The sequence below is a fragment of the Serratia sp. YC16 genome, from assembly GCF_009707615.1.
In the GTDB taxonomy this organism is placed as follows: domain Bacteria; phylum Pseudomonadota; class Gammaproteobacteria; order Enterobacterales; family Enterobacteriaceae; genus Serratia; species Serratia surfactantfaciens.
In genome coordinates this window covers 1,404,555-1,429,308 of sequence record NZ_WLYN01000001.1, presented here as the reverse complement: position 1 = coordinate 1,429,308, position 24,754 = coordinate 1,404,555, and the positions used below count along the sequence as shown (strand labels likewise).

At 62.9% G+C, this 24,754-nt stretch carries 24 protein-coding genes; 16 read left to right on the top strand and 8 right to left on the bottom strand.

Annotated features, from left to right (window positions below):
- Window positions 1-110 precede the first annotated feature (110 nt).
- Window positions 111-1,223, top strand: coding sequence for an SLC13 family permease (locus GKN89_RS06690; protein ID WP_154746577.1), 1,113 nt, complete (start codon window positions 111-113; stop codon window positions 1,221-1,223).
- Here the strand turns inward: GKN89_RS06690 and pepT are convergent.
- Entirely contained in the window at window positions 1,220-2,467 is a 1,248-nt protein-coding gene (gene pepT / locus GKN89_RS06685; RefSeq protein ID WP_019453767.1) for a peptidase T, read from the bottom strand. The genes GKN89_RS06690 and pepT overlap by 4 nt on opposite strands.
- 217 nt (window positions 2,468-2,684) lie before the next feature.
- Here pepT and GKN89_RS06680 point away from each other — a divergent pair, with 217 nt between their 5' ends.
- Complete coding sequence (locus tag GKN89_RS06680; RefSeq protein ID WP_019453766.1) at window positions 2,685-3,581, top strand: endonuclease/exonuclease/phosphatase family protein; 897 nt, start codon at window positions 2,685-2,687, stop codon at window positions 3,579-3,581.
- Window positions 3,582-3,607: 26 nt separating this feature from the next.
- Here the strand turns inward: GKN89_RS06680 and GKN89_RS06675 are convergent, their stop codons facing one another.
- Window positions 3,608-5,047, bottom strand: a complete 1,440-nt coding sequence (locus GKN89_RS06675) for a PLP-dependent aminotransferase family protein (protein WP_195933989.1) — start codon at window positions 5,045-5,047, stop codon at window positions 3,608-3,610.
- A 93-nt stretch (window positions 5,048-5,140) separates the two neighbouring features.
- Here GKN89_RS06675 and GKN89_RS06670 point away from each other — a divergent pair, with 93 nt between their 5' ends.
- Complete coding sequence (locus GKN89_RS06670; RefSeq protein WP_019453764.1) at window positions 5,141-5,596, top strand: rhodanese-like domain-containing protein; 456 nt, start codon at window positions 5,141-5,143, stop codon at window positions 5,594-5,596.
- A 4-nt stretch (window positions 5,597-5,600) separates the two neighbouring features.
- Here the strand turns inward: GKN89_RS06670 and flk are convergent, their stop codons facing one another.
- Entirely contained in the window at window positions 5,601-6,629 is a 1,029-nt protein-coding gene (gene flk, locus GKN89_RS06665; RefSeq protein WP_154746575.1) for a flagella biosynthesis regulator Flk, read from the bottom strand.
- A gap of 205 nt (window positions 6,630-6,834) precedes the next feature.
- Here flk and GKN89_RS06660 point away from each other — a divergent pair, with 205 nt between their 5' ends.
- From GKN89_RS06660 to GKN89_RS06645, 4 genes are read left to right on the top strand one after another with little or no spacing between them, the layout of a single operon-like run.
- Window positions 6,835-7,197 (top strand): hypothetical protein, encoded by a 363-nt coding sequence (locus GKN89_RS06660; RefSeq protein ID WP_019453762.1) that lies wholly within the window; start codon window positions 6,835-6,837, stop codon window positions 7,195-7,197.
- Window positions 7,198-7,246: 49 nt separating this feature from the next.
- Entirely contained in the window at window positions 7,247-9,283 is a 2,037-nt protein-coding gene (locus GKN89_RS06655) for a protein-disulfide reductase DsbD (protein ID WP_154746574.1), read from the top strand.
- Window positions 9,280-9,996 (top strand): DsbA family protein, encoded by a 717-nt coding sequence (locus GKN89_RS06650; RefSeq protein WP_019453760.1) that lies wholly within the window; start codon window positions 9,280-9,282, stop codon window positions 9,994-9,996. The genes GKN89_RS06655 and GKN89_RS06650 overlap by 4 nt, the downstream gene beginning before the upstream one ends.
- Window positions 9,989-10,489 carry a protein disulfide oxidoreductase gene (locus tag GKN89_RS06645; protein WP_019453759.1) on the top strand — a complete coding sequence of 167 codons (501 nt, stop codon included), beginning with the start codon at window positions 9,989-9,991 and terminating at the stop codon, window positions 10,487-10,489. Before GKN89_RS06650 ends, GKN89_RS06645 begins: the two co-directional genes overlap by 8 nt.
- On the opposite strand, the gene GKN89_RS06640 is transcribed toward GKN89_RS06645, so the two are convergent.
- A complete protein-coding gene (locus GKN89_RS06640) occupies window positions 10,486-11,952 on the bottom strand; it encodes a PLP-dependent aminotransferase family protein (protein ID WP_154746573.1) in 1,467 nt (488 codons plus the stop codon). The genes GKN89_RS06645 and GKN89_RS06640 overlap by 4 nt on opposite strands.
- A 172-nt stretch (window positions 11,953-12,124) precedes the next feature.
- On the opposite strand from GKN89_RS06640, the gene GKN89_RS06635 reads away from it, so the two are divergent.
- Together GKN89_RS06635 and GKN89_RS06630 are read left to right on the top strand one after the other, a co-directional pair.
- Window positions 12,125-13,120 carry a DMT family transporter gene (locus GKN89_RS06635; protein ID WP_025160160.1) on the top strand — a complete coding sequence of 332 codons (996 nt, stop codon included), beginning with the start codon at window positions 12,125-12,127 and terminating at the stop codon, window positions 13,118-13,120.
- Window positions 13,121-13,276: 156 nt separating this feature from the next.
- The gene (locus tag GKN89_RS06630; RefSeq protein ID WP_019453756.1) at window positions 13,277-13,906 is read left to right on the top strand and encodes a CatB-related O-acetyltransferase; all 630 of its coding nucleotides are present in this window, start codon (window positions 13,277-13,279) and stop codon (window positions 13,904-13,906) included.
- Window positions 13,907-13,940: 34 nt separating this feature from the next.
- Here the strand turns inward: GKN89_RS06630 and GKN89_RS06625 are convergent, their stop codons facing one another.
- Genes GKN89_RS06625 through GKN89_RS06615 form a run of 3 tightly spaced genes read right to left on the bottom strand, consistent with a single transcriptional unit; the run spans window position 13,941 to window position 16,897 of the window.
- Window positions 13,941-15,458, bottom strand: coding sequence for a tripartite tricarboxylate transporter permease (locus GKN89_RS06625; RefSeq protein WP_004936157.1), 1,518 nt, complete (start codon window positions 15,456-15,458; stop codon window positions 13,941-13,943).
- 11 nt (window positions 15,459-15,469) lie between these two features.
- Window positions 15,470-15,901 (bottom strand): tripartite tricarboxylate transporter TctB family protein, encoded by a 432-nt coding sequence (locus GKN89_RS06620; RefSeq protein WP_019453755.1) that lies wholly within the window; start codon window positions 15,899-15,901, stop codon window positions 15,470-15,472.
- Between the two features lie 15 nt (window positions 15,902-15,916).
- Window positions 15,917-16,897, bottom strand: a complete 981-nt coding sequence (locus tag GKN89_RS06615) for a tripartite tricarboxylate transporter substrate binding protein (protein WP_025160161.1) — start codon at window positions 16,895-16,897, stop codon at window positions 15,917-15,919.
- Window positions 16,898-17,256: 359 nt separating this feature from the next.
- Between GKN89_RS06615 and GKN89_RS06610 the strand changes: the two genes are divergently transcribed.
- From GKN89_RS06610 to GKN89_RS06600, 3 genes are all read left to right on the top strand, one after another.
- Entirely contained in the window at window positions 17,257-17,502 is a 246-nt protein-coding gene (locus GKN89_RS06610; protein ID WP_019453753.1) for a hypothetical protein, read from the top strand.
- A 167-nt stretch (window positions 17,503-17,669) separates the two neighbouring features.
- Window positions 17,670-18,344: a transcriptional regulator TctD gene (tctD, locus tag GKN89_RS06605; protein WP_019453752.1), complete on the top strand. Its 675-nt coding sequence runs from the start codon at window positions 17,670-17,672 to the stop codon at window positions 18,342-18,344.
- Entirely contained in the window at window positions 18,331-19,749 is a 1,419-nt protein-coding gene (locus GKN89_RS06600) for a sensor histidine kinase (RefSeq protein ID WP_154746572.1), read from the top strand. Before tctD ends, GKN89_RS06600 begins: the two co-directional genes overlap by 14 nt.
- Here GKN89_RS06600 and GKN89_RS06595 read toward each other — a convergent pair.
- Window positions 19,746-20,666, bottom strand: a complete 921-nt coding sequence (locus GKN89_RS06595; protein WP_019453750.1) for a DMT family transporter — start codon at window positions 20,664-20,666, stop codon at window positions 19,746-19,748. The two genes, GKN89_RS06600 and GKN89_RS06595, sit on opposite strands and share 4 nt — an antisense overlap.
- A 117-nt stretch (window positions 20,667-20,783) precedes the next feature.
- On the opposite strand from GKN89_RS06595, the gene GKN89_RS06590 reads away from it, so the two are divergent.
- The 4 genes from GKN89_RS06590 to truA all read left to right on the top strand — a co-directional run bounded on the left by GKN89_RS06590 (window position 20,784) and on the right by truA (window position 24,688).
- A complete protein-coding gene (locus GKN89_RS06590) occupies window positions 20,784-21,557 on the top strand; it encodes a helix-turn-helix domain-containing protein (protein ID WP_019453749.1) in 774 nt (257 codons plus the stop codon).
- Window positions 21,558-21,610: 53 nt separating this feature from the next.
- Window positions 21,611-22,732 (top strand): 4-phosphoerythronate dehydrogenase PdxB, encoded by a 1,122-nt coding sequence (pdxB, locus tag GKN89_RS06585; RefSeq protein WP_019453748.1) that lies wholly within the window; start codon window positions 21,611-21,613, stop codon window positions 22,730-22,732.
- Window positions 22,733-22,856: 124 nt separating this feature from the next.
- Entirely contained in the window at window positions 22,857-23,867 is a 1,011-nt protein-coding gene (locus GKN89_RS06580) for an aspartate-semialdehyde dehydrogenase (RefSeq protein ID WP_063919787.1), read from the top strand.
- Window positions 23,867-24,688 (top strand): tRNA pseudouridine(38-40) synthase TruA, encoded by an 822-nt coding sequence (gene truA / locus GKN89_RS06575; protein ID WP_019453746.1) that lies wholly within the window; start codon window positions 23,867-23,869, stop codon window positions 24,686-24,688. Before GKN89_RS06580 ends, truA begins: the two co-directional genes overlap by 1 nt.
- Window positions 24,689-24,754 lie beyond the last annotated feature (66 nt).

Sequence of the window (24,754 nt, the reverse complement as noted above, 5' to 3'; positions counted from 1 at the left end):
GCGCGGCAAATGGAAAGCGGATAAAGGTAAAATAGCATTTTACTGGCGCTGAGGCCGCGCCTGAGCTAACGTCTTGCCCATGCTTTTCGCTGAGGTTTCAAGCTGCCGCCATGAGTTCAACCACCATTTCCCGGCTTATCCATCCCTTTGTCAAAGACCGTTTCCTGCATGCGTTGCTGCTGGCTGGCGCAGCGATGTTCGCCTTTCATCCGCAGCCGCTGTCGGCGCTGAGCGATTTTATCGACGGCCGCACTATCATCACCCTGTTGGGGCTGATGTTGCTGACCAAGGGCGTTGAGGTCAGCGGCTATTTCGACTTCGTCGGCCGCAAGATCATCAACCGCTTGCACAGCGAACGGCGGCTGGCGCTGTTCCTGGTGTTTTCCGCCGCGCTGCTGTCGTCATTTCTAACCAACGATGTGGCGCTGTTTATCGTCATTCCGCTCACCATCACGCTGAAGAAGCTGTCGGCGCTGCCGATTGGGCGTTTGATCATCTTCCAGGCGCTGGCGGTGAACGCCGGCTCGTTGCTGACGCCGATCGGCAACCCGCAAAATATCCTGCTGTGGAGCCGCTCCGGCCTCTCTTTCCTCGGCTTCATCGGCCAGATGGCGCCGTTTGGCGCCGCGATGATGCTGAGCCTGCTGGCGCTGACCTGGTTCAGCTTCCCGGCGCGCGAGATCGTGAAAACGCCGAATACCGAGGGTTATCCCTATCAACGGCCGCTGTTGCTGAGTTGCGTGGCGTTGTATGCGATCTTTCTGCTGTGCCTCGATATCGGTCTGCCGCTGTATGGGCTGCTGGCGGTATTCGCCGGCTTTTTGCTGCTGGCGCGCCGGGTGCTGTTGCAGATCGACTGGAGCCTGATTTTCGTGTTCGCTGCCATGTTCATCGATGTCGGCCTGTTCACCCGCTTGCCGCCGCTTCAACCGGCGTTCGCCGCCATCGCCGGGCTGAACGACGGCGGGGTATATGCGCTGGGCGTCGGGCTGTCGCAGATCGTCAGCAACGTGCCGGCTACAATCTTGCTGCTCAACTACGTGCCTTCCAGCGCGCAGTTGGCCTATGCGGTCAACGCCGGCGGTTTCGGGTTGGCGATTGGATCGCTCGCCAACCTGATTGCGCTGCGAATGGCGGGGGAGCGCAAGATTTGGCTGCGTTTCCACTACTACTCGCTGCCGCTGCTGGCGTGGGCCGCCCTGATCGGTTGGCTGTTAAGCTAACCCTGATTGCCGCTCTGCCGCGCGGCCAGCAGGCAAATGCTGCGGGTCACCTGATAGGATTTCACGAAGGCGCTGACGGGTAAAAACTCGAAGCGCGAATGGAAGTTGTGCGCGCCGGTGAAATAATTGGGCGTCAGGATGCCGCGGCTCGAGAGCGCCGCACCGTCGGTGCCGCCGCGCATCGGGATCACCTTCGGCGGGATGCCGTGGGCGGCGAGGGCGCCGAAGATCAGATCGATCGCGCGCCGGTCTTCGCCGATGGCGTTGCTGATGTTGCTGTAGATGTCGCTGACGCGGCAGCTGACATTGGCGCGCGGGTAGTTGGCCGCCACCTGACGCACCGTTTCCTCAAGGCGGGCTTTACGCGCCTCGAACGCCGCCCGATCGAAGTCGCGAATCGACACCTTCAGCGTCGCCTGATTGGCGTTGGCGGCCAGATCCGTGAACCAGAAATAACCCTCGCGCCCTTCGGTGTGTTCCGGGGTGTCGTGCACGTCAAATCGGTTGATGATGTCGTTGGCGATGCGTATCGGGTTGATCAATACGTTTTTCGCCGACATCGGGTGCGCGGTTACCCCCTCGATGCGGATCTCCGCCGCCGCCGCGTTGAAGTTTTCGTACACCACTTCACCCAGTTCGCAGCAGTCGATGGTATAGGCGAAATCGACGGCGAAACGCTGCAGATCCAGCGCCTTGGCGCCGCGCAGGCCGATCTCTTCGTCCGGCACGAACGCCACCACGATGTCGCCGTGGCGATCGGCGGCGGTCAGGTTGGCCAGCAGCGTCATCACCACGGTGACCGCCGCCTTATTGTCGGCGCCCAGCACGCTGGTGCCGTCGCTGAACAGGATCTCTTCGTTCCGGTAGGGCAGGATCTCCGGATGCTCGGCGGTGCGCAGCCAGATGTCTTGCTCGGCGTTCAGGCATAAATCTTCGCCGGTGAAGCGCAGGCGCTGCGGGCGAATCTCCGGTGACAGGCCGACGTCTACGGTGTCGATATGGGTGATGAAGCCGATGCGCGGCGCGCCGGGTTGGGTGCCGGGCTTGCGGGCGGTCACGGTGGCGTGCTCGTCGATCTGCACGTCGGCCAGGCCGAGCCGGCGCAGCTCGTCCGCCAGCAGTTGCGCCATCTCATGCTGCCCCGGCGTGCTGGGCAGGGCGGTTGCGGCGGCGTCGCTTTGGCTGGTCACCGCCAGGTAGCGGAAGAAACGTTCGGTGAGCTGTTCGGCAATCGGGCTGGTCATCGGGACTCCTCGCGGTTGGCAATCTACCGGTTTTAAAACGAAATCAGCCGTTTGTCCAACGGTGCAATGCGTAAACCGCCAGAATGCGAAGCATCGCGCAGAAACGAAAAATAGCGGCGCAACTAGGAAATAGTCGCAGGTTTCTGCGGCAAAATCGGTGTTAGCTGTGGGCCGGGAAGCGCCCGCATAACACTTATCTGTCCCTCAAGGAGAATTCATGCACACCGGTCACGCTTTGCTCATCACCTTACTGTCCCTGGGCATCTCTCACAGCGCCTGGTCGTCCGCCGATACCGGGCACGCCAACAGCAACGCCAACAGCCGCGAAGTGGCCAGCGCATTGGGCGGCCTGAAAAACAAAACTTACGAACTGGAGCAGGCGCCGAAGATCCGCGTCGCCAGCTTCAACATCGCCGCCGGCAAGGTCAGCGACATGACCGCCATCGCCAAGGCGATTCGCGCGATGAACGTCGACGTGGTGGCGCTGCAAGAGGTGGATAAACTCACCGTCCGCAGCGGCCGTGTCGATCAGGCGGCGGAATTGGCGAAGCTGACCGGCATGCAGGCGGTGTTCGGCCGGGCGATCGATTTCGACGGCGGTGAATATGGCCTGGCGTTTCTGTCGAAGTATCCGCTGCACGACGCCGTGATCTATCCGTTGCCGTCCGGCCAGCGCGAACAGCGCATCGCCTTCAGCGCCAAGGTCGACGTGCCGGAGTTCCCGGCGCCGATCACCCTGTTCAACACCCACCTCGATACCAAGGAAGATCCGACGATGCGCCTGGATCAGGTGCGGGAGTTGAACGATCGCACCATCGAAGTGCGCGGCATCAAGCTGCTGTTCGGCGACATGAACGACGTGCCGGGCAGCGTGACCTGGCTGGAGCTGAGCCGCTATTGGAACGACATCATGCCTAACGGGCAGGATGGCCGCAGTTGGCCGGCGGAAAACGCCGAAATCAAGGTGGATTACATCTTTAGCGGCAATGCGCAGCGCTGGCATCTGGACAGCCTGACGGTGCCGAACGCCAGCGGCGATTGGAACGGCATTCATTGGCCGGCGGTGAGCGACCACCTGCCGTTGGTGGCGGAGATGCGCCTGACCGAGCAATAAGCCGGCCGGCATCCCGTCGGGCCTGGCTAATCCACGGCGATCCGCGCCAGCCGCTCGACGGCACTGCGGATCTCGCCCGGCGTGAGAGCCGAAAAGCCCAGTAGCCACCCGTCGCGCTGCGTCTGCGTCGTTTGGTACTGCGCCGAAAGCCCGGGCGTGAGAATGCCGAGCCGTCGCGCCTGCCGGCTGAGTGCCGCCTCCTGGCCGGGTGGCAGCCAAACGCTGAGCTGCAGGCCGCCGGCGGCGGGAATGGGCGTGGCGAAGTGGCTCAGTTTTTCGCGCATTTCCGCCAGCAGCACATCGCGCCGGCTGCGGTAGAGCTGGCGCATGTAGCGGATATGCGCGGCGAAGTGCCCCTGGCGGATGAACTCGGCGGTAACCGCCTGCATCAGCTGCGCGCTGTGGCCGTCATAGACCGTGCGCGCGGTGACGAAGGGGGAGACCAGCGCAGGCGGGACGATCAGATACGCCAGCCGCAGGGAAGGGAACAGCGACTTGGAGAAGGTGCCGAGATACAGCACCCGGCCGCAGCAATCCAGGCCCTGCATCGCCGGTATCGGCAGGCCGTCATAGTGAAACTCGCTGTCGTAATCGTCCTCGATGATCCAGGCCTGTTGCCGTTCGGCCAGCGCCAGCAACGCCAACCGACGCGCCAGGCTGAGTGCCGCGCCGGTCGGGTATTGGTGCGAGGGCGTCAGGTAAATCAAACGCGGATCGGGCAAGGGCGGCTCAGCCCGCAGACCGTCGCTGTCCACCGCGACCGGCGTCAGGGCCGCGCCGGCGCTGATAAAGGCGTTTCTTGCTCCGGCGTAGCCCGGCTCTTCCATCCAGACGCTGTCGCCGCCGTCCAGCAACAACGTAGCGATCAGCTGCAGCGCCTGCTGTGAACTGGTCAGCACGATAACCTGCCGTGCATCGCAGACTACGCCGCGCGTTTGGTTAACGTGGGCGGCGATCGCTTCGCGCAGCGGCAAATAGCCCTGCGGATCGCCGTAGCGCAGCAGGCTTTCTCCCTGAAGACGCAGGCGCTGAGCGGTCAGTTGCTTCCACAAGGCGAGCGGAAACGCACGCAGGTCCGGCGAGCCGGCAGCGAAGGCCTGGGGATGTTGCGGATCGCGGCAACCGCCGGTTTGCACGATCTGTTGGCCGCGCCGCGAAAGGCGCGGCATGCCGGTGCCGGTGCCGCGCGTCGGCGGCGGCGATGTGGCGATGCGGATCGCCACGAACGTTCCCTGGCCGACGCGGCGCTGCAAGTATCCCTCAGCCTCCAGCTGGCCGTAGGCGGCTTCGACGGTCACCCTTGAGAGGTTCAGATCGCCCGCCAGCACCCGGCTGGAGGGCAGCCGTTGCCCAACGCCCAATGCGCCGTGATGGATGGCCTGCCGCAATGCGCCGCACAGGCGATCGCGCAGCGTGCCGGCAGCGTGTGGCGATTGCTGAAACAGCGTGATCAGCGTGTGCCGCATAATGGGTCTTGTCATGGGTGAGAAATGGGTATCAATCATAAGACCAAAATGGGGCACTATTGTCATCTGTCTTGATGCGTGGGAGTGAGCGGAATGTCGAAAGAATCATTGGTGCTGGCTTTTCCGCCGGCGGAGCCGGAAGAGAGCCTGGCTTACCTGGCGGCCAAATTGAGCCGCTATGCGGATGCCTGGGACGTGGCGGAAGATCTGCGCAATGGCGAGGATGGAATAGTGGTGATCGACACCCGCGCGGAGGCGCTGTACGCCGCCGGGCATATCCCCGGCGCGTTCAGTTTGCCGCATCGTCTGATGGACCAAGCCGGCACGGCGCACCTGGATCGCCAAAAGGTGTATGTGACCTACTGTGACGGCATCGGCTGCAACGGTTCAACCAAAGGCGCTTACAAGCTGGCGAAGCTGGGGTTCAGGGTCAAGGAGCTGATCGGCGGGTTGGATTTCTGGCTGCGCGACGGCCATCCGTTGGCCATCGGCGAGCAGCCGGGATCGCTGCGTGATAGGGCGGCCGCCGTGGATTGCGGCTGCGCCTGAGGCGTTAAAACACCAACGCCAGCACGACCGCCAGCGCCAGCAGCAGCAGGATCAGCGCCACGGCGGGCTTGCTGAGCGCTTTTTGCAGCGGCAGAGGCAGGGCGGCGATCAGCGGATTGAGCAGCGGCTGCGGCTCGACAGAGTGGCTGACGATAGGCTGGGCCTGGCCGGCCTTATCCAGACGGCGGGCAAACAGCTGATGAATGGCGTCGCTCATTTGCGGATGCGTCAGCGGCGCATTGGCGCCGCAGTTGAAGCGCGCCTGGCAGTAGTCGTTCATCTGCTGCAGCTCTTGTTCATCCGCCGGCTGTTTGAGCGCCGCCAACAGGTTGTTCAGCGTCGGCGCGCTCTGCGGGCTGAGTGCCACCTTCACCTGCAAGAACTGGTTCAATAGCTGGAAGTGGCGTGCCGGCAGCGGATCGTTGGTTTTTACGCCCGCCAGGTCGAACAGTGTTTGCCAGATTTTAGCCGGCGCTTCGCCGGTGGCGGCGCTGAGTTTGGTGACCTGCTGCTGCAGGCTTTGATGCTCTGCGGGCAGCAGCGGGCGATCGCTGGTGGCGGTTTGCTGCGGCTGGGGAATGCTCAGGCCGCCGGTCTGCAGCAGATTCAGCACCTGCTGCAGTTGCGGCGGGCTCAATTGGCTCAGCACCGTGTGGCCGAACTGTTGACGAATAAAATCGCTGACCGCCTGGCGATTGTTGCCTTGAGGCAGCAATTCGGCCAGCTGTTGCAGCAGCTGGCGCCCGGCATGGTTTTGCTGCGCCTGTGCCAGGCGCGTTTGCAGCAGCTGTTCCGCCGGTTGAAAATGGCGCGCCAGCAGTTCACCGCCGTTGTCGGCGCCGAGATCGTGGCGCAGCGAGGCCCAGATCTCGGCCGATTTTGTCGGGCTGAGCGTCATGATTTTCACGATCAGCTTTTCCAGCGTCGTGCGCTGTGCCGGAGAGAGGGGTTGATCGTCAGTGGCCGCCGTTTTGCCCGGGGAGGGAGGGCGTTCGCCGGCGATTGGGGCGCCCGGCCCACTCAAAGGTTGCATATCACCAGTCCTTCGCTGTGTATCCCCGCAGGGTGCCTGGAGGAGAGAATCATCATGGTACCCGGCGAAAAGCGCAGGCTTACTGACTATGATACCTGTAAATCGCCGCCATCAATACCGCCGCCCAGACATTTCTTTACCGACAAAACGTTGCTAATCGCGCCTGCGCCGCTAAGATAACCGCAGACCTGAACGTGAGGATGGCATGGTTAAACGGCAGCGGATTGCAAAATGGTTTTTATGCCTGGCTTGTCTGGTGGTGCTGACGTGCATGACCCAGCGCATGGCTGGCCTGCATGCGCTGCAGCAAACGCTGGGGATCCCGGCCGCCACCGCCGTTCAATCCGGCGATGAGGCCGCCGAAGCGCAGCCGACGCCCTGTGAGCTGAGCGCCAAGTCATTGCTGGCCGCGCCGCCGGTGATGTTCGAAGCCGTGCTGTTCGGATTGGGCTTGCTGCTGGTTCTGTTGGCACCGACCATCGCTGCGCGCCTGCGCATTCCTCCTCCTCGCGCCATTTCACCGCCCACCCTCAGGGTGCACCTCCGATTATGCGTCTTCCGTGAATGAGTTAATCGCCCGTTTTTCGCGGTGAATTAATCATTTATGGAGAATTAACATGTTGAAAATCATCAGGCTGGCCTGCGCTTGCCTGTTTATGCTGTGGCTGCCTGCTTCACAGGCGGCGGACAGCGGCTGGCTGCAAAATCCAACCAACGATCATGCCAAGGTGCGGCTGCGCGCCGACACGTCACAGCCGGGGGAGACCCGTCTGCTGCTGTCGGTCGAGCTGCAAAAAGGCTGGAAAACCTATTGGCGCTCTCCGGGCGAAGGAGGCATCGCGCCGGCGATAGTCTGGCAAGGCAACCCGCCGCCGGCGACCTGGCACTGGCCGACGCCGCAGCGTTTCGAGGTAGCCGGCATTTCCACCCAGGGCTATCACGATCGGGTCACGCTGCCGATCGTGATGCCAGGTCAGGTATCCGGCCCGCTGGCGGGCACCCTGACGCTATCCACCTGCAGCAATGTCTGCATTCTGACCGACTACCTGTTCAGCCTGGATCTGACGACGCCGAACGATCCGCAGTTTAACCACGACTTCGCACAGGCGATGGGGCAGGTGCCGATCGCCGCCGGGGTGGCGGAGAGCGTCAAGGCCGGTTACCGCAGCGGCGAGCTGCAGATTGCCGCCGAACGCGCCGCCGGTTGGCGGCAGCCTGCGCTGTTCTTCGATACGCTGGCGGATGCCGATCTCGGCAAGCCGCAGGTCGAGACCGACGGTGCTCAACTGCTGGCGCGAGTGCCGGTCAGCGACGGCTGGGGCGATGCGGCGCCGGATCTGCGCGGCAAAACGCTGACGTTGGTGATCGACGACGGCGGTATGGCGCAGCAGATCACGCTGCCGATTGGCGATCCGCTGGTCGCGCCCGCTGCTGCGGCGTTCCCGCTATGGCAGGCGGTATTGATGGCGCTGGCGGGCGGGTTGATCCTCAACCTGATGCCGTGCGTGCTGCCGGTACTGGGCATCAAACTCGGTTCGATCCTGCAGGTGGAGCGGCGCGATCGGCACAGCGTGCGTTTGCAGTTCCTGGCGTCGTCGCTGGGCATCGTCGCCTCGTTTATGGCGCTGGCCTTGCTGATGACGCTGCTGCGGCTCGGCAACCATGCGCTCGGCTGGGGCATTCAGTTCCAGAATCCGTGGTTTATCGGCTTTATGGTGCTGGTGACGCTGCTGTTCAGCGCCAACCTGTTCGGTCTGTTCCATCTGCGCCTCTCGTCCGATCTGAATACGTCACTGGCGACCCATAACGGGCACGGTCTGAGCGGCCATTTTTGGCAGGGCGCTTTCGCTACGCTGCTGGCGACGCCGTGCTCGGCGCCGTTTCTCGGCACGGCGGTGGCCTTCGCGTTGGCGGCGTCGCTGCCGGTGCTGTGGGGCATGTTCATTGCGCTCGGCATCGGCATGAGCCTGCCGTGGCTGCTGATCGCCGCCTGGCCGTCGCTGGCGCTGCGGTTGCCGCGCCCCGGCCGCTGGATGAATACCGTCAAGCTGGCGATGGGGCTGCTGATGCTGGCGTCGTCGCTGTGGCTGCTGAGCCTGCTGAGCAATCATATCGGCGCGCAGGCCACGCTGTGGCTGGGGGCGTTGGCGCTGCTGGCGTTGCTGTTGGCGGTATGGCGTCAACAGGGGGCGCGGTTGGCGGCCAAACTGGCGGCGGGCACGTTGGTGTTGGCGGGCGTGGCCCTGCTGGCGGGATCGCTGACCGCCGGCCTGTGGCGACAGCCGTTGCAGGATCGGGTGCCGTGGCAACCGCTGAGCGAACAGGCGATTACCGAGGCGCTGGGCCAGCATAAGCGAGTGTTCGTCGATGTGACCGCCGACTGGTGCGTGACCTGTAAGGCCAACAAATTCAATGTGCTGTTGCGTGATGACGTGCAGCGAGTGCTGAGCGCCGACGATGTGGTTGCGCTGCGCGGCGATTGGAGCCGTCCGTCGGCCGACATCAGCGCCTTTCTGCAAAAGCGCGGCAGCGTCGCCGTGCCCTTCAACCAAATCTATGGCCCCGGCAGCCCGGACGGCGTGGTGTTATCCCCGCTGTTGACCCGTGACGCCGTGCTGCAAACGCTTTCCGATGCCAAAGGAACCGAAAAATGAAAAAATTACTGATTTTACTGATGATTATCGCCGCCCCGGCGTGGGCCGCCGAACCTTTCACTCCGGCGCAAGAGGCGCGTATCAAAGAGATGATCCGCGAAACGCTGGTGTCCAATCCGGACATTCTGGCGCAGGCGGTGGACGCCTGGCAGCAGCAAACCGCTGGCGAGCAAATCAGCCAGGCTATCAAGCAGAATGCCAAAACGCTGTACCAGGATCCGGCCAGCCCGCGTCTGGGCGCCGCCAATCCCAAACTGACGTTGGTGACCTTTACCGACTATAACTGCCCGTACTGCAAGCGTTTTGATCCGATGCTGGAGAAGATTGTCAAGCAATACCCGGATGTGGCGCTGGTGGTGAAACTGCTGCCGTTCAAGGGCGAAAGCTCGGTCAGTTCGGCGCGCGTGGCGCTCACCACCTGGCAACAGCACCCGGACCAATTCTGGGCCTTGCACCAGCGGCTGATGGCGAAAAAAGGCTTCCATGACAACGCCAGCATCGCCGCTGCGCAAGAGAAAACCGGCGTCAAGGCGGTGGCGCCCAGCGAACAGAGCATGACCACGCTGCGCACCAATATGGAATTGGCGGAGCAATTGGGCGTGCAGGGGACGCCGGCGACGCTGATCGGCGATCGGATGTTGCCGGGAGCGGTGTCGTATGAAGAGCTGGAAGCGATGGTGAAACAGCAGCTGGCGAAGGCCAAAAATGGCTAAGCTCAAGCGCTGGGGGCGCGAGTTGTTGCTGCTGGCGCTGATCGCGCTGGCGGTGGTGACGGTGATGGATTGGCTGAACGCGCCGCAGGCGCCGCCGGCCTTCGATGCCCAGACGCTGACCACGCTGGACGGCGAGAAGGTGTCGTTGGCGCAGCTCAGCCACGATCGGCCGCTGCTGGTTTACTTCTGGGCCAGCTGGTGCGGCGTTTGCCGCTTCACCACGCCGGACGTCGCCCGCTTGCAGGCGGCGGGCGGCAACGTGCTGACCGTCGCGCTGCGCTCGGGCGACGATGCCCAGGTGAAGCAGTGGCTGGCGCGCAAACGGCTGGCGCTGCCGGTGGTCAACGATCCGGCCGGCGCGCTGTCGGCGCAGTGGCGGATTGGCGTCACGCCGACCTTCGTGGTGATCTCGCAGGGCAAGGTGGTGCAAAGCACCACCGGCTGGACCAGCTACTGGGGCATGAAGCTACGGTTGTGGTGGGCCGCCGTCTAATCGGCGTTTTTCTCCGTTATTACCTCCTCAATCGCCCGGCACAGCCGGGCGATTCCTTCTTCAATCTGCGGCGGCGAGTTGGCGGCAAAGTTCAGCCGCAGGCCGTGTGCGCCTAGCTGTTCCTGAGCGTAAAAGCATTCACCGCGCGCGAAGGTGACGCCGTACCGCCAGGCCACCGGCATCAGTTCGGCGGTGGTCACCGCCTCAGGCAGCGTCAGCCAGATAAACAATCCCCCCTGCGGCGTTTCGAAGCGGCACCCCGGCGGCAACCGTCGTTGCAGCGCGTCGACCATCACGTCCAGATGGCGGCGATAGACGCGCCCGGCGCGCCGCAGCTGTTTGTCGTAACGGCCGACGGTGACGAAGGCGTCCAGCGCCCGCTGGATCAGGCTGGAGCTGGTGAAGCTATCGACGTGCTTGCGCCGCGCGAAGCGCTGATAGTGTTCGCTGTCCGCCACCAGATAGCCGATGCGCATGCTGGGCAGCAGCATCTTGGAAAAGGTGCTGACGTAGATCACCGCGCCCGGCTGCGCCAGCGCGCGCAGCGACGGCAGCTGTTTGCCCTGATAACGCAGATCGCCGACGAAGTCGTCCTCCAGGATCACCACCCCGGCCTGTTGGGCGATCGCCAGCAGGCGCCGCCGGCGGGCCTCGCTCAGGCAGCGGCCGGTCGGGTTGTGGAAATTGGGGATGGTGTAGATCAGTTTGGGGCGGTGGCGTTCCAACAACTCCGGCAGCAAATCCACCCGCATGCCGTGGCGGTCGCCGGGCACGGTGACGATATTGATGCGGTGCTGGCGCAGCAGGCCCAGCGCTTCGGCGTAGGTCGGTTCTTCGACGATCACCGAATCGCCCGGTGCCAGCAGGCTTTGCACCACCAGGCTGATGGCGTGCTGCGAACCGTTGGTGATCAGCACCTGTTCCGCCTGCGTGGGGATGCCCTGGGCGCTGAGAATACGGCTCAGCGTATCGCGCAGCGGGTAGTAGCCGCAGTATTCGCCGTAGCTGAAGGCCTCTTCCGCGTGGCGGCTGAGCACCGACAGCAGCACTTTGCGAAACGCCTCCAGCGGAAACACCTTAGGGCTGCCGACGCCGGCGGCGAAGTTGATCAGCCCCTCCGGCAGCGGCGCGTCGGCGTAGCCGTCCAGCCGCGAGGTGAGGGTGGTGAAACTCTCCAGCGGGAAAGGCGTATCGCTGCTCGGCCGGGTCGGGCGCGCCTGCGTCTGCGGATGGGCAACATAGGCGCCGCTGCCGCGCCGCTGGTGCAGAAATCCTTTGGCCGCCAGTTCGGCGTAGGCGTTATCCACCGTCAAACGGCTGACCGCCAGTTCGGCCGCCAGCGTGCGCGTCGAGGGCAGTTTGTCGCCATCGACGAACACGCCGGTGAGGATGGCGCGCCGCAACGCTTCTTCGATCTGCAAATAGAGCGGAACATCCTGCTCGCGATCTAACGGGATATGCATGCGAAATTGGCTCGGTTATGGAGAGTGATTTTTACTATACCCCATGTCAGCAAGCCTTCAAGCGCCGAAAAGTGGCCTGCATGACAACGCCGTAAAGTGGCTATAGTGGGAAAAAATGGCCGCGTTACACTGTGTGCCTGAGTATGTTTGTCGCCATTTTTCCGAGGATCCCATGTCATTACCGTCAGGCGTTTCCGCCCGGCCGGCGCTGCCCGGCGCGCGTCTCTTGCAGGGCAGCCACCAGGGTTACGTCATCGCCATTATCAGCGCTATGCTGCTGGCTTTTACCGCCATCATCATCCGTGCGCTGACCGAGTACTATCACCTGCCGACCTTCGTGTTGGCGTTCTGGCGTGCGGCGTTGGTGGCGCTGGTGCTGTTGCCGCTGCTGTTGCTGGTGAAGCCGCAGTGGGCACGCCTGCGCCGTGAACAGGTGGTGTTTTACGCGCTTTACGGCCTGTTGCTGGCGCTGTTCAACAGCCTGTGGACGCTGTCGGTGGCGTTGAACGGCGCGTCGGTGGCGACGATCCTGACCTACTGTTCGGTGGGGTTTACCGTGTTCCTCGGCTGGGTGATGTACAGCGAACGCCTGACGCTGCGCCAGCTACTGGTGATCGCCATCAGCCTGGGCGGCTGTTTCCTGGTCAGCAACGGCGACAGCATGGGCAACAGCCACTTCGATCTGCTGGGGTTGCTGGTGGGGATGCTGTCGGGCATCGGCTATACCCTGTATACCCTCGGCGGGCGGGTGGCCAGTGAACGCGGCTATCCGGTGTGGAACACCATCCTGTACGTGTTCGGTTTTTCGGCGCTGTACCAGCTGGCGTTTAACGCGGCGCTGACGGCGTTCCCGCTGGCGGCGTTTCACGGCATGGCCGGTTCTCTGTGGTTCCTGTCGCACGGCGCACAGGGCATCCAGTGGAGCGGCTGGCTGTTGCTGCTGGCATTGGCCGCCGGGCCGACGCTGTTGGGTTTCGGGCTGTATAACATCAGTCTGAAAACGCTGCCGCTGGCGGTGGCCAACCTGATCCTGTCGCTGGAGCTGGTGTTCACCGCGGTGATCGCCTATTTCCTGCTGGGGGAAAGCATGAATCAGCTGCAGCTGCTGGGCAGCGCGCTGGTGATGGGGGGCGTGTTGCTGTTGAAAAGCAAGACCGCTGAGGCGTGATGGGTTACCATTGCGCCTCGCAAGAGAGGCACTAATGATGAATAACCCGAGATTGAAACGAGCGCTTATCGCTTGATCTGCCGTGTTGAGTGAACGACAACACGGCCACAGACACTCCGTTCCGTGGCTTTTATTCCCGCAACAAGAGAATACGCCATGTCCGAAAAACACTGGTCTCAAACCGAACTGCTGCATCAGACGGTGACCAACCCGAATATCATCGTCAAAGGCACCCACAGCTACTACAGCGATTGCTGGGATAGCGGCTTCGAACGCTCGGTGGTGCGCTATCTGCACGGCGATGCGGTCAGCCGCCAATGGCAGCCGCTGGGTGAAATAGACCGCCTGCTGATCGGCGATTATGTATGCATCGCTGCCGAAGCAGTGATCCTGATGGGGGGCAACCACACCCACCGCATCGACTGGCTGAGCCTGTACCCGTTTATGGCAACCATCCAACAGGCATACCGTCCCAAAGGCGATACCCGGCTGGGCGACGGCTGCTGGATTGGCATGCGGGCGATGTTGATGCCGGGGGTAGCGATAGGCGAAGGGGCGATCGTCGCTGCCGGCAGCGTGGTGGTCGGCGACGTGGAGCCTTACGCCATCGTCGGCGGCAATCCGGCGAGGTTTATCCGTTGGCGATTCGCGCCGGAAATCATCGCGCGTTTGCTTGCCTTGCGCATCTATGACTTGTCCGAGGCGGAGTTTGCGGCGATCCAGCCGTTGCTTGCCGATAACGATATCGGGGCGTTGGAAAGAAGAATGGCGGCCTTAGGCCGTTAAACATAACGGGCGGGGGATCCCCGCCCGTTTCGCATTACTCGGCCTTGGCCTCGGTCGCCAGATGGCGGCGTTTGCGCATCAGGCGCAGCAGCGGCGGCAGCGCCAGCACCGCCACCGCCAGCACCAGCAGCGTTTGCGCGATGCTGCTGCTCCACAGGATGCCGAATTCGCCGTTGCTGATCGACAGCGCGCGGCGCAGGTTTTGCTCCAACATCTCACCCAGCACAAAGCCCAGAATCAGCGGCGACATCGGGAAATGCATTTTGCGCAGGATGTAGCCGAACACCCCCAATCCGACCATCAGCAGCAGGTCGAAGGTGGTGCTGTGCACCGCATAAACTCCCACCGCCGACACGGCGGCGATCGCCGGTACCAGGAACCACAGCGGGATGGTCAGCATGCGGGTGAACAGACCGACCAGCGGCAGGTTCATGATCAGCAAGATGACGTTGGCGATCAGCAGCGCGGCGATCAGCCCCCAGACGATATCCGGCTGTTCGGTGAACATCGCCGGGCCGGGGGTGATGTTGTACAGCGTCAACGCGCCCATCATCACCGCCGTGGTACCGGAGCCCGGCACCCCCAGCGTCAGCATCGGAATGAACGAACCGCAGGCCGAGGCGTTGTTGGCCGCTTCCGGCGCCGCGACGCCGCGGATATCGCCTTTGCCGAAGGTGTCGCTGTTGCCGCTGATTTTCTTCTCGGTCATGTAGGTCAGCGCGCTGGCGATGGTGGCGCCGGCGCCCGGCAAAATGCCGACGAAGAAGCCGATCACCGACGAACGCAGGGTAGGGCCCGCGCACTGCGCCGCCTCTTTGCGGTTGAACAGCAGCCGGCCGGTTTTACGCACCAGCTTCTGACCGGCGCTGGTGCTCTCCAGCATCAGCAGGATTTCACTGACCGAGAACAGGCCGATCACCACCACGATAAACTGCACGCCGTCGGAAAGGTGCACGCTGTCGAAAGTAAAGCGGTAAACGCCGGTGTTGGCGTCGACGCCTACCGTCGCCAGCCCCAGGCCGATCAGCGCCGCCAGCAGCGATTTCAGCGGGTTCTGGCTCATCATGCTGCCGAGGCAGGCGATGGCGAACACCATCAGAGCGAAATACTCCGCCGGGCCGAAGGCCAGCGACCAGCGTGCCAGCAGCGGCGCGAACAGGATGATGCCACCGATGGCGATCATCGAGCCGACGAACGAGCTGACCGCCGAAATAGACAGCGCCACGCCGGCGCGCCCCTGCTGGGCCATCGGGTAGCCGTCCAGCGCGGTCATGATCGCCGCCGCGTCGCCCGGCACGTTGAGCAGAATCGACGAGATGCGTCCGCCGTACTCGCATCCGATATACACCGTCGCCAGCAGGATCAGCGCCGATTCGGCCGGCAGTTTGAGGGCGAACGCCAGCGGCAGCAGGATCGCCACGCCGTTGATCGGCCCCAGCCCCGGCAGCAGGCCGACAATGGTGCCGACAAAGCAGCCGATCAGGGCGATAATCAGGTTCTGCGGCACCAGCGCCACTTCGAACCCTTGGGTCAAATACATCCAGGTATCCATCATCGCTCCCGTTAGCTCAGCCAGGCGCCGAGCGGCAGTGTGACATCGAGAAGTTGGTCAAAGGCGTAATACAGCGCGGCGCCCATGACGACGCCGGAGATGGCCGCCGCCGGCAGGCTGGCCTGAAACAGCAGGCCGATGCTGAACGTCAGCAGCGCGGTCGCCAGCGGGAAGCCCAGCCATTCAAAGCCCCAGGCATACAGCACCAGGGTGATCACCAGCACCAGCAGCCGCTGCAGCACCTTGTTGTGCGGCCACTCCACCGCCTGCGGGCGGCGCAGCAACAGCAGGGCCGCGCACAGCGCCATCAGGCTGAGGATCGCCAGTGGGAACGGGCGCGGCCCCAGCGGTTCATAGCTGTATTCGCTCTGGATGCCCCAACCGATAAACAGCCCGCCGATACACAGCAGCAGCCAAAAGCCGGCAAAAATACGATCGCTCATGGTTTTCCCCTGCGGTTATTTGGCCAGGCCGAACACTTTCGCCTGCTCGCGGTATTGGGCAACCTGATTCTTCACGTAGGCGTCCAGCTCTTTGCCGGTCATGTTGAACTCGAACAGGCCGCGCAGATCGCGCTGCTGCTTGAATTCGTCGGTCGCCATCATTTTCTGGAAGGTGTCGATCCACCACTGATACTCCTCATCGCTGACCTTCGGCCCGACGTAGAAGCCGCGAATGATCGGCCACACCAGGCTGTATCCCTGCTCTTTGGCGGTAGGAATGTCGGCCAACTGGCCCGGCAGACGTTGTTCGGCATACACCGCCAGCACGCGGATCTTGTCGCCCTGCAGATAAGGCACCATTTCGCTCAGGTCGCCGGAGACCGCCTGAATGTGGTTGCCCAGCAGCGCGGTCACCGGCTCGCCGCCGCCTTCGAACGCCACGTAGCGCATCTTGCGCGGATCTACGCCGACTTCACGCGCCAGCAGCGCGGTTTTCATCCAGTCCTGGCTGCCGATGGAGGCGCCGGCGCCGAACACCACGCTGTTGGGATCTTTTTGGAAGGCGTCCATCAGGTCTTTCAGCGTTTTGTAGGGCGAGTCGGCGCGCACCGCGATCATGCCGTAGTCGGTGCCGACCGCCGCCAGCCATTTCACGTCGTCCACGTTGTAGCGGCCGAACTTGCCCTGAGAAAGGTTGAGCAACGAGCCGCCGGAAAAGGCCACCACGGTGCCGAACTCCGCCGGGCGCTGTGCGACGATGGCGTTGTAGGCCACCGCGCCGACGCCGCCGGGCATATAGGTGACGCGCATCGGTTTATCGATGGCCTTGGTGTCCTGCAGCGATACCTGAATCAGCTTGCAGGTCAGATCGAAGCCGCCGCCGGGCTTGGCCGGCGCGATGCATTCGGTGCGTTTGGGCGCTTCCACGGCAAAGGCCTGATTGGCCGCCAGCAGCAGGGCGGCGGCGGTAAAGGTACGGGTCATTATTTTTTTCATTGTGACTTGCCCTCGGTATTGTTCTGGTTGTGAATCCCGCCAGGTGCGGTTGCAGGATTGTTAAAACAACAACCTTTCATTTACCTTTCAGCGGACGGAAAAGTTTCCAGTCTGTGATTGGGGTCTCTTGTCGCGAGCGAATAGCGGGTGGGCTACCATAGAAAGGAAGAGAAGAACAGGGCGCAAAACCGGCTAAAACCCTGCGTAATATCAGGTTCGGCGTTTTGCTTTCGCGATAAAATCATGAGCACTGAAATGAATAGAGACGCAGTGATATGTTTTCGTTAGGGAAATTGTTTGGCGGTAGGGACAGCGCCAAAGTGTGCGCGATTAAACGGTTGCCTGAAGTCTATGCTGAGATGGCCGGAGAAAACGCGCAGTGTCGTTTGAAACGCCTGCGCGCCGATATAGGCGTATTCGAGCTGCATTTTGTCAACGCCGACGGTGAAAAGTATGTCTGTGCGATGACCGCCTGCGTGACCGGCATCGATCTGGTGTTTGCCGCCAACAACCGCTCCGTGCTGGTGCCTTCGCCGTTTACCGCCGACAAGCTGCGCCCGGTGTTGGATATTGCTCTTGCCGATAGCCCCATCCCGCTGATCTGACCCCACCTACGATCGCGCGCCACTACGCATAATTGTGTGCCAGCTCTCAAAACTGGCGGCGCAGCGCTCTTTTATCCCCTTATTTTCCATGCCATTCTCTGTTATCGGCCTGTTAACAGGCGCTGCATCGGCGCCGGGTTGTTCAGGTAAATCAATGGAATGGGAACATGCGACTGTTATTGGTTGAAGATCACCCCGAGCTGTCTCACTGGTTGCAAAAAGCGCTGACCGGCGCCGGGTTTGCCGTCGACGTCGCGCCGGACGGCGTGGCGGCCGACCACCTGTTGCTCAATGAACGCTATGCGCTGGCGGTGCTGGATGTAGCGCTGCCGCGTTTGAACGGGCTGGAGCTGCTGGCGCGTCTGCGCAAGCGCGGGCAGGATCTGCCGGTGCTGCTGCTGACGGCGCGCACCGACGTAACCGATCGGGTGAAAGGCCTGAACCTGGGGGCGGATGATTATCTCACCAAGCCGTTCGAACTGGACGAGCTGGAGGCGCGCATTCGGGCGTTGCTGCGCCGCAGCGTCGGCGCCGCGCAGCCGGCTTTGCAGTATGGCGCGCTGACCTACCACGACGAAGGCTACTTCCTGCTGGAGAGCCGGCCGCTGGCGCTGACGCCGCGCGAACTGTCGGTGTTGACCGCATTGATGCACCGGCGCGGCCGTCCGGTGGCCAAGCAGCAGCTGTTTGAGCAGGTGTTTACGTTGTCCGACGAGGCTAACCCGGAGAGCATCGAGCTTTACGTACACCGTTTGCGGAAAAAGCTGCAGGGCAGCGACGTGGCGATCGTCACGCTGCGCGGTCTGGGCTACAGCCTGGAACTGTGCAATGCGGTGGTTTAACGCGCCGCGTTCGCTGTTCTATCAACTGCTGCTGTTTTTTGGCCTGCCGCTGCTGGCGTTGGGCGGCATCTCTATCTACACCCACTATTTCAGCGCCATGAGCGCCGCCACCCTGGCTTACGATCGCACGCTGCTGGCGTCGGCGCGCACCGTGGCGGAGCGACTGGTGGTGCGCGAAGGCAAGCTGGCGGTCGATGTGCCCTATGTGGTGCTCGACAGCTTCGAGCGCAACATGAACGATCAGCTCTATTACGAGGTGATCTCGCCGCAGGGGCAAAGCATCTCGGGCTATGACGATCTGCCGTCGCTGCCGCCCCACATCCCGCGCTCCACGCTCTACCCGGCGCTGGTGCATTTCTATGATGCGGAATACCTCGGCCGGCCGATCCGCGTGGCGGCGCTGTTTCAACCGGTCAACGAGTCGGGCGTAAGCGGCATGGCGACCATCCTGGTGGCGGAAACCCTGGAATCGCGCCGTTACCTGGCGCGACAGATGATGATCGCGGCGCTGTTGAGCCAGGGCACGGTGGTGGTGTTGACCCTGATCCTGGCGTTCGCGCTGCTCAAGCGAGTGTTGAAGCCGATGCGCAAACTCTCCGGCATCATGCTGCGGCGCGATCCGGGCGAGCTGACGCCCTTGCCGCGGGTTCTTCCGTGGTCGGAGATGCAGCCGCTGCTGGTGGCGTTCAATCGTTACATCGAACGGCTGCGGCTGATGGTGGCGCGTCAGGAGCGCTTTAGTGCCGATGCTTCCCACCAGCTGCGCACGCCGTTGACGGTATTGAAGACCCAGGTCGGGGTGGCGCTGGCCAGCGATCGGCCGCAGCAGTGGCGTGAAAGTCTGCAGGCGATGAGCGCGACGCTGGATAATACCGTGGCGCTGACCGACCGGCTGCTGCACCTTTCACGCCTGAAGGCCAGCGAGCACCAGGCCGAGCGTAAACTGCAGCCGGTCAATCTGGCGCAGGTGCTGCGCGACGCCTGCTTCTCTCGCCTGCCGCAGGCGCGCAGTAAGCAGATCGATCTCGGTTTCGAAGGCGAGGCGTCGTGTCAGGTGGCAGGAGAGGCGTTGCTGCTGGCCGAACTGTGCGCCAACCTGTTGGACAACGCGCTGAAATACACGCCGCGTCAGGGCGTGGTGACCGCTCGTCTTACTCAGGATAAGGCGGCGGGGGAAGGCGTACTGGAGATTGAAGACAGCGGCCCCGGCATCGCCTTGCAGGACAAGGCGTTGGCGCTGCAGCCGTTTCACCGGCTGGACAACGTGGGCGATCAGCCGGGCGCCGGTTTAGGGCTGGCGTTGGTGAAAGACATCACCGCGTATCACGGCACCCACCCGGAGCTGCTGAGCTCCGCCGCGCTGGGCGGCCTGTTGGTGCGGGTGCGTTTCAGGTTGCTGCCTTAAGCCTGTTCTTTGCAGGATTCGGCGTTGGCCGCCGGGGCTTTGGCTTTACGCGTCAGTGGCGTGCGCAGCCGCTGCGACAGGATCACGCCCAGCAGGGTGATGCCGCCGCCGATCAGGTGGTAACCGTGCAGCTGCTCATGCAGGAACAGCACGGCGATGGCGGCGGTGAACACCGGCGCCAGGTTCATGAAGATCGAGGCGGTATTGGCGCCCAGTCGCATCACGCCCTGGATCCACAGGAACGGGGCGATGATTGAAGCCGGAATGCCGGCGAACAGCACCAGCGGCAGGTTATGGCCGTTCAGTCCAACATCCTGAGCCATCAGGAAGTTAGGCAGCAACAGCAGCACGCCGAACAGGATCTGCACGTACAGCGATTGCCAGTTCGGCAGCGCGATGGCCCAGCGTTTGGTCAACACGCCATACAGCGCGTAAGAGGCGGTGGCGAGCAGCATCATCAATTCCCCCTTGCCGATGCCATGTTGCAACAGCACGCCGGGCTGGCCGCCGCTGACCAGCCAGATCAAACCGCAGAAGGAGAGTATGCTGCCGAGCAACACGCCGACGGTCGGCGCAATGCGCAGCAGTACGATGCTGATGAGGATGGTCAGCAGCGGGATCAGCGACACGATGATGCCCATAAACAGCGCGCTGACGCTGTGCGCCGCGTAATAGGCCAGGCTTTGATACAGCACCATGCCCAGCAAGCCGAGGATCATCAGTTTCCACCAGTTGGCGCGCACCTGCGCCCAGTTGCGCAGCACGCCCGGCAGCACGAATGGCGTCAGCGCGATCAGCGCCAGCAACCAGCGGTAAAGTGAAATGGCCGCCGGATCGATGGCGGTGGCGGAGAGTTTGCTGACGACGGCGTTAATCGACCAAATCAGCACGGCCAACAGCGGGAAGAGCATATTCATGATAATTATTCTCAATAACGTCCAACATGCTGGCTAGTCTACGCGTGTCCGGTTTATCATATATAGCGATATCCAGACAAAAAACGGCGTAAACAAGACAAATCACGGGACGAAACCATGCCAGAAATCCGCCATTTCCCCGAGTCGCTGATCCCGGCGCCCAACCCGGTGCAGTTCCGCTGCGAGGAGTTTAATGCACGCACCGAATTCCAGCCGCACAGCCATACCTGGGGCCAGTTGATGTGGGTCAAAGCCGGGGTGATGGTGCTGCGCATCGGCGGGCAGCGCTTTCTGGCGCCGCCGGAATTCGTGCTGTGGGCGCCGGCCGGCATCGAACACTCCTGCTATAACCAGCGGCTGGCGCAGTGCCGCATGGTGGACATCACGCCGGCGCTGTGCGTCGGCATGCCGGCCGACCCTTGTCTGGTGAGCGTGACGCCGATATTCCGCGCCATCGCCGAGGATTTCTATGCGCGCAAGCAGTACATCCCACAGGCGGAAGAGGATTTGCGCCTCTGTCAGGTGCTGATCGATCAGCTGCGCCTGTCGCCGCGCCAACAAACCTATCTGCCGTCGTCGGACGACAAGTTTTTGGCCCCGGTGCTGGAAGCGCTGGAGCATTGCCCGGCGGACAACACCTCGCTGGCGGCCTGGGCGGCTCGGGTCTACACCACCGAGCGCACCCTGTCGCGCCGCTGCCAGCAGGATCTGGGCATGTCGTTCAGCGAATGGCGCCAGCGCCTGCGTTTCCTGCACGCCGTGTCGCTGCTCGAACAGGGAAAAACCGTGCAGGAAGTGGCGTTGGACGTCGGCTACAGCTCCGCCTCGGCGTTTATCGTCATGTTCCAGCAGATCGCCGGCACCACCCCTGAGCGCTTTCGCCGTGCCTGATTCAGTGGCACACTATTTCGCAGACCAATAGCCGTAAACCGTCGGAGAACGCAGTGAAGATTCTGGTTGATGAAAATATGCCGTATGCGGCCGAGCTGTTCAGCCGCCTGGGCGATGTGCAGGCGGTGCCTGGCCGCCCGATCCCGCGCGAGGCGCTGGCGGGTGCCGACGCGCTGATGGTGCGTTCGGTCACCAAGGTAAATGAAGAATTGTTGGCCGGCAGCCGCATTGGCTTTGTCGGCACCGCCACCGCCGGCACCGATCACGTCGATGACGCCTGGCTGCAGCGGCAGGGCATCGGTTTTTCCGCCGCGCCGGGCTGCAACGCCATCGCGGTGGTCGAGTATGTGTTCTCCGCCTTGATGCTGCTGGCTGAACGCGACGGTTTCCACCTGCGGGATAAAACCGTCGGCATCGTCGGCGTGGGCAACGTCGGTTCGCGCCTGGACGCACGCCTCAAAGCACTGGGCGTGCGCACGCTGCTGTGCGATCCGCCGCGCGCCGATCGCGGCGACGCCGGGGAATTTTTGCCACTGGAGAAACTGGTGGCCGAAGCCGACGTGCTGACCTTCCACACGCCGCTGAATAAATCCGGCCCATACCATTCGCTGCATCTGGCGGATGCCGACCTGCTGGCGGCGCTGCCGGACAACCGCATTCTGATCAACGCCTGTCGCGGGCCGGTGGTGGATAACGCCGCGCTGCTGCAGGCGTTGGAAAAGGGCAAAAAACTGAGCACGGTGCTGGACGTGTGGGAACCGGAGCCGGACCTCTCCTTGCCGCTGCTGGCGCGGGTGGATATCGGCACTGCGCACATCGCCGGGTATACGCTGGAAGGCAAGGCACGCGGCACCACCCAGGTGTTCGAGGCTTTCAGCCGTCATCTGGGGCAGCCGCAGCAGGTAGCGCTGGCCTCGCTGCTACCGCCGCCCGAGTTCAGCCAGATCCGCCTCAACGGGCCGCTGGATGAAGCGCGGTTAAAACGATTGATGCACTTGGTGTATGATGTGCGCCGCGATGATGCGCCGCTGCGCAAAGTCGCCGGGCAACCGGGCGAGTTCGATCGCCTGCGCAAGCACTACCAGGAGCGCCGCGAGTGGTCTTCGTTGGTCGTGCAATGCGATGACAGCGCCAGCGCCGAGCTGCTCGGCAAGCTGGGCTTCAGCGTGGCGTAGGCCATCTCGTCAACGCGTAAGGTTGTCTTAAGCCAACGCCGCTACAGTGAGCGGCAAAGATTATCGGGCGGTGGCTGCACTGCCCGTCTGCTTTTATGAATGAAATACTCTGGAGAAAACCCCAATGTCTGACGGCTGGAATATCGCGCTGCTCGGCGCCACTGGCGCGGTAGGTGAAGCGTTGCTGGAATTGTTGCAGGAACGCCAGTTCCCGGTGGGTGAGCTCTATCCTCTGGCAAGCGAGCGCAGCGCGGGCGCCAATGTGCGCTTCAACGGCAAGTCCATTCTGGTGCAAAACGCCGAAGAGTTCGACTGGTCGCAGGCGCAGCTGGCCTTCTTCGTCGCCGGCAGCGAAGCTTCCGCGCGCTATGCTGAAGAAGCCGGCAATATGGGCTGTCTGGTGATCGACACCAGCGGCCTGTTCGCCATGGAGCCGGATGTGCCGCTGGTAGTGCCTGGCGTTAACCCGCAGGTGCTGGCGGATTACCGCAACCGCAATATCGTCGCGGTGGCCGACAGCATGGTCAGCCAACTGCTGACGGCGATCAAACCGCTGACCGAACAGGCGGGGCTGTCGCGTCTGCACGTCACCACGCTGATGTCGGTATCGTCGCGCGGCAAGGCGGCGGTGGACGATCTGGCCGGCCAAAGCGCGCGTCTGCTGAATGGCATCCCGGCCGAGGAGGGCGTCTTCGGCAAACAGCTGGCGTTCAACCTGCTGCCGCTGATTGCCGACGAACAGGGCAGCGTGCGCGAAGAGCGCCTGATCGTCGATCAGGTGCGCAAGGTGCTGCAGGATGAAGGTTTGCCGATCTCGGTGAGCTGCGTGCAGTCGCCGGTGTTTTATGGCCACGCGCAGGTGGTGCACCTGGAAGCGCTGCGTCCGTTGTCCGCCGAGGAGGCGCGCAGCGAGCTCGAAGAGGTCGAGGACATTCAGCTGAGCGAAGAAGACGATTACCCGACGCAGGTCACCGATGCTTCCGGCAGCGATGCGCTCAGCATCGGCTGCCTGCGTAACGATTACGGCATCCCCGAGCTGCTGCAATTCTGGACGGTGGCGGACAACGTACGCTTCGGCGGCGCGTTGATGGCTGTCGAAACCGCCGAGCGTCTGGTGCAGGAGCAGATGTACTGATGTCTGAGGTGGTCTCGTCCGCTCAGCCGACGCTGAAGATCGCGCTGGGCATCGAATATGACGGCAGCCGTTATTACGGCTGGCAGCGGCAGCAAGAAGTGGCCAGCGTGCAGGAGCGGCTGGAGCAGGCGTTGAGCAAGGTGGCGGATGCGCCGATCAACGTGCTGTGCGCCGGGCGCACCGACGCCGGCGTGCACGCCACCGGGCAGGTGGTGCATTTCGAAACTACCGCGCGCCGCAAGGACGCCGCCTGGACGATGGGGGTGAACACCCATCTGCCGCCGGACATCGCGGTGCGCTGGGTGAGCCCGGTCGCCGACGATTTTCACGCGCGTTTCAGCGCCACCGCGCGCCGTTACCGCTATATTATTTTCAACCATCGCTACCGGCCGGCGGTGCTGCAGCAGGGGGTGACGCATTTTTATCACCCGCTGGACGCCGATCGCATGCACCGGGCGGCGCAGGCGCTGCTGGGCGAGAACGATTTCACCTCGTTCCGTGCGGTGCAATGCCAGTCGCGTACCCCGTGGCGCTTCGTAAAACACGTTAAGGTTACGCGCTACGGCGAATATATTGTGGTAGATATCAAGGCGAATGCCTTTGTGCATCACATGGTTCGCAATATCGTCGGCAGCCTGATGGAGATCGGCTGCGGCAATCAGGATGAGAACTGGATGGCCGAATTGCTGGCGCTGAAGGATCGCAATCTGGCGGCGGCGACGGCACGAGCCGAGGGACTGTATCTGGTTTCCGTGGACTATCCCGACCACTTTGGCATACCGCGGCCGCCGATGGGGCCGCTGTTTTTACCCGACGATTAAACGCCGGCACGCCTGAAAGCGTCGCTCCCTTGTGCTTCTGCCGGGTGATTGAAACACTCGGCATCA

Coding starts and splice junctions, on each gene's coding strand:
- GKN89_RS06620 (WP_019453755.1), bottom strand. CDS start 15,901: ATGAGCGATCGTATTTTTGCCGGCTTTTGGCTGCTGCTGTGTATCGGC.
- flk (WP_154746575.1), bottom strand. CDS start 6,629: ATGCAACCTTTGAGTGGGCCGGGCGCCCCAATCGCCGGCGAACGCCCT.
- GKN89_RS06655 (WP_154746574.1), top strand. CDS start 7,247: ATGTTGAAAATCATCAGGCTGGCCTGCGCTTGCCTGTTTATGCTGTGG.
- GKN89_RS06640 (WP_154746573.1), bottom strand. CDS start 11,952: ATGCATATCCCGTTAGATCGCGAGCAGGATGTTCCGCTCTATTTGCAG.
- GKN89_RS06615 (WP_025160161.1), bottom strand. CDS start 16,897: ATGAAAAAAATAATGACCCGTACCTTTACCGCCGCCGCCCTGCTGCTG.
- GKN89_RS06670 (WP_019453764.1), top strand. CDS start 5,141: ATGTCGAAAGAATCATTGGTGCTGGCTTTTCCGCCGGCGGAGCCGGAA.
- GKN89_RS06630 (WP_019453756.1), top strand. CDS start 13,277: ATGTCCGAAAAACACTGGTCTCAAACCGAACTGCTGCATCAGACGGTG.
- GKN89_RS06690 (WP_154746577.1), top strand. CDS start 111: ATGAGTTCAACCACCATTTCCCGGCTTATCCATCCCTTTGTCAAAGAC.
- GKN89_RS06610 (WP_019453753.1), top strand. CDS start 17,257: ATGGCCGGAGAAAACGCGCAGTGTCGTTTGAAACGCCTGCGCGCCGAT.
- GKN89_RS06680 (WP_019453766.1), top strand. CDS start 2,685: ATGCACACCGGTCACGCTTTGCTCATCACCTTACTGTCCCTGGGCATC.
- GKN89_RS06650 (WP_019453760.1), top strand. CDS start 9,280: ATGAAAAAATTACTGATTTTACTGATGATTATCGCCGCCCCGGCGTGG.
- GKN89_RS06675 (WP_195933989.1), bottom strand. CDS start 5,047: ATGCGGCACACGCTGATCACGCTGTTTCAGCAATCGCCACACGCTGCC.
- GKN89_RS06625 (WP_004936157.1), bottom strand. CDS start 15,458: ATGGATACCTGGATGTATTTGACCCAAGGGTTCGAAGTGGCGCTGGTG.
- GKN89_RS06660 (WP_019453762.1), top strand. CDS start 6,835: ATGGTTAAACGGCAGCGGATTGCAAAATGGTTTTTATGCCTGGCTTGT.
- GKN89_RS06590 (WP_019453749.1), top strand. CDS start 20,784: ATGCCAGAAATCCGCCATTTCCCCGAGTCGCTGATCCCGGCGCCCAAC.
- GKN89_RS06645 (WP_019453759.1), top strand. CDS start 9,989: ATGGCTAAGCTCAAGCGCTGGGGGCGCGAGTTGTTGCTGCTGGCGCTG.
- GKN89_RS06600 (WP_154746572.1), top strand. CDS start 18,331: ATGCGGTGGTTTAACGCGCCGCGTTCGCTGTTCTATCAACTGCTGCTG.
- tctD (WP_019453752.1), top strand. CDS start 17,670: ATGCGACTGTTATTGGTTGAAGATCACCCCGAGCTGTCTCACTGGTTG.
- truA (WP_019453746.1), top strand. CDS start 23,867: ATGTCTGAGGTGGTCTCGTCCGCTCAGCCGACGCTGAAGATCGCGCTG.
- GKN89_RS06635 (WP_025160160.1), top strand. CDS start 12,125: ATGTCATTACCGTCAGGCGTTTCCGCCCGGCCGGCGCTGCCCGGCGCG.
- GKN89_RS06595 (WP_019453750.1), bottom strand. CDS start 20,666: ATGAATATGCTCTTCCCGCTGTTGGCCGTGCTGATTTGGTCGATTAAC.
- GKN89_RS06580 (WP_063919787.1), top strand. CDS start 22,857: ATGTCTGACGGCTGGAATATCGCGCTGCTCGGCGCCACTGGCGCGGTA.
- pepT (WP_019453767.1), bottom strand. CDS start 2,467: ATGACCAGCCCGATTGCCGAACAGCTCACCGAACGTTTCTTCCGCTAC.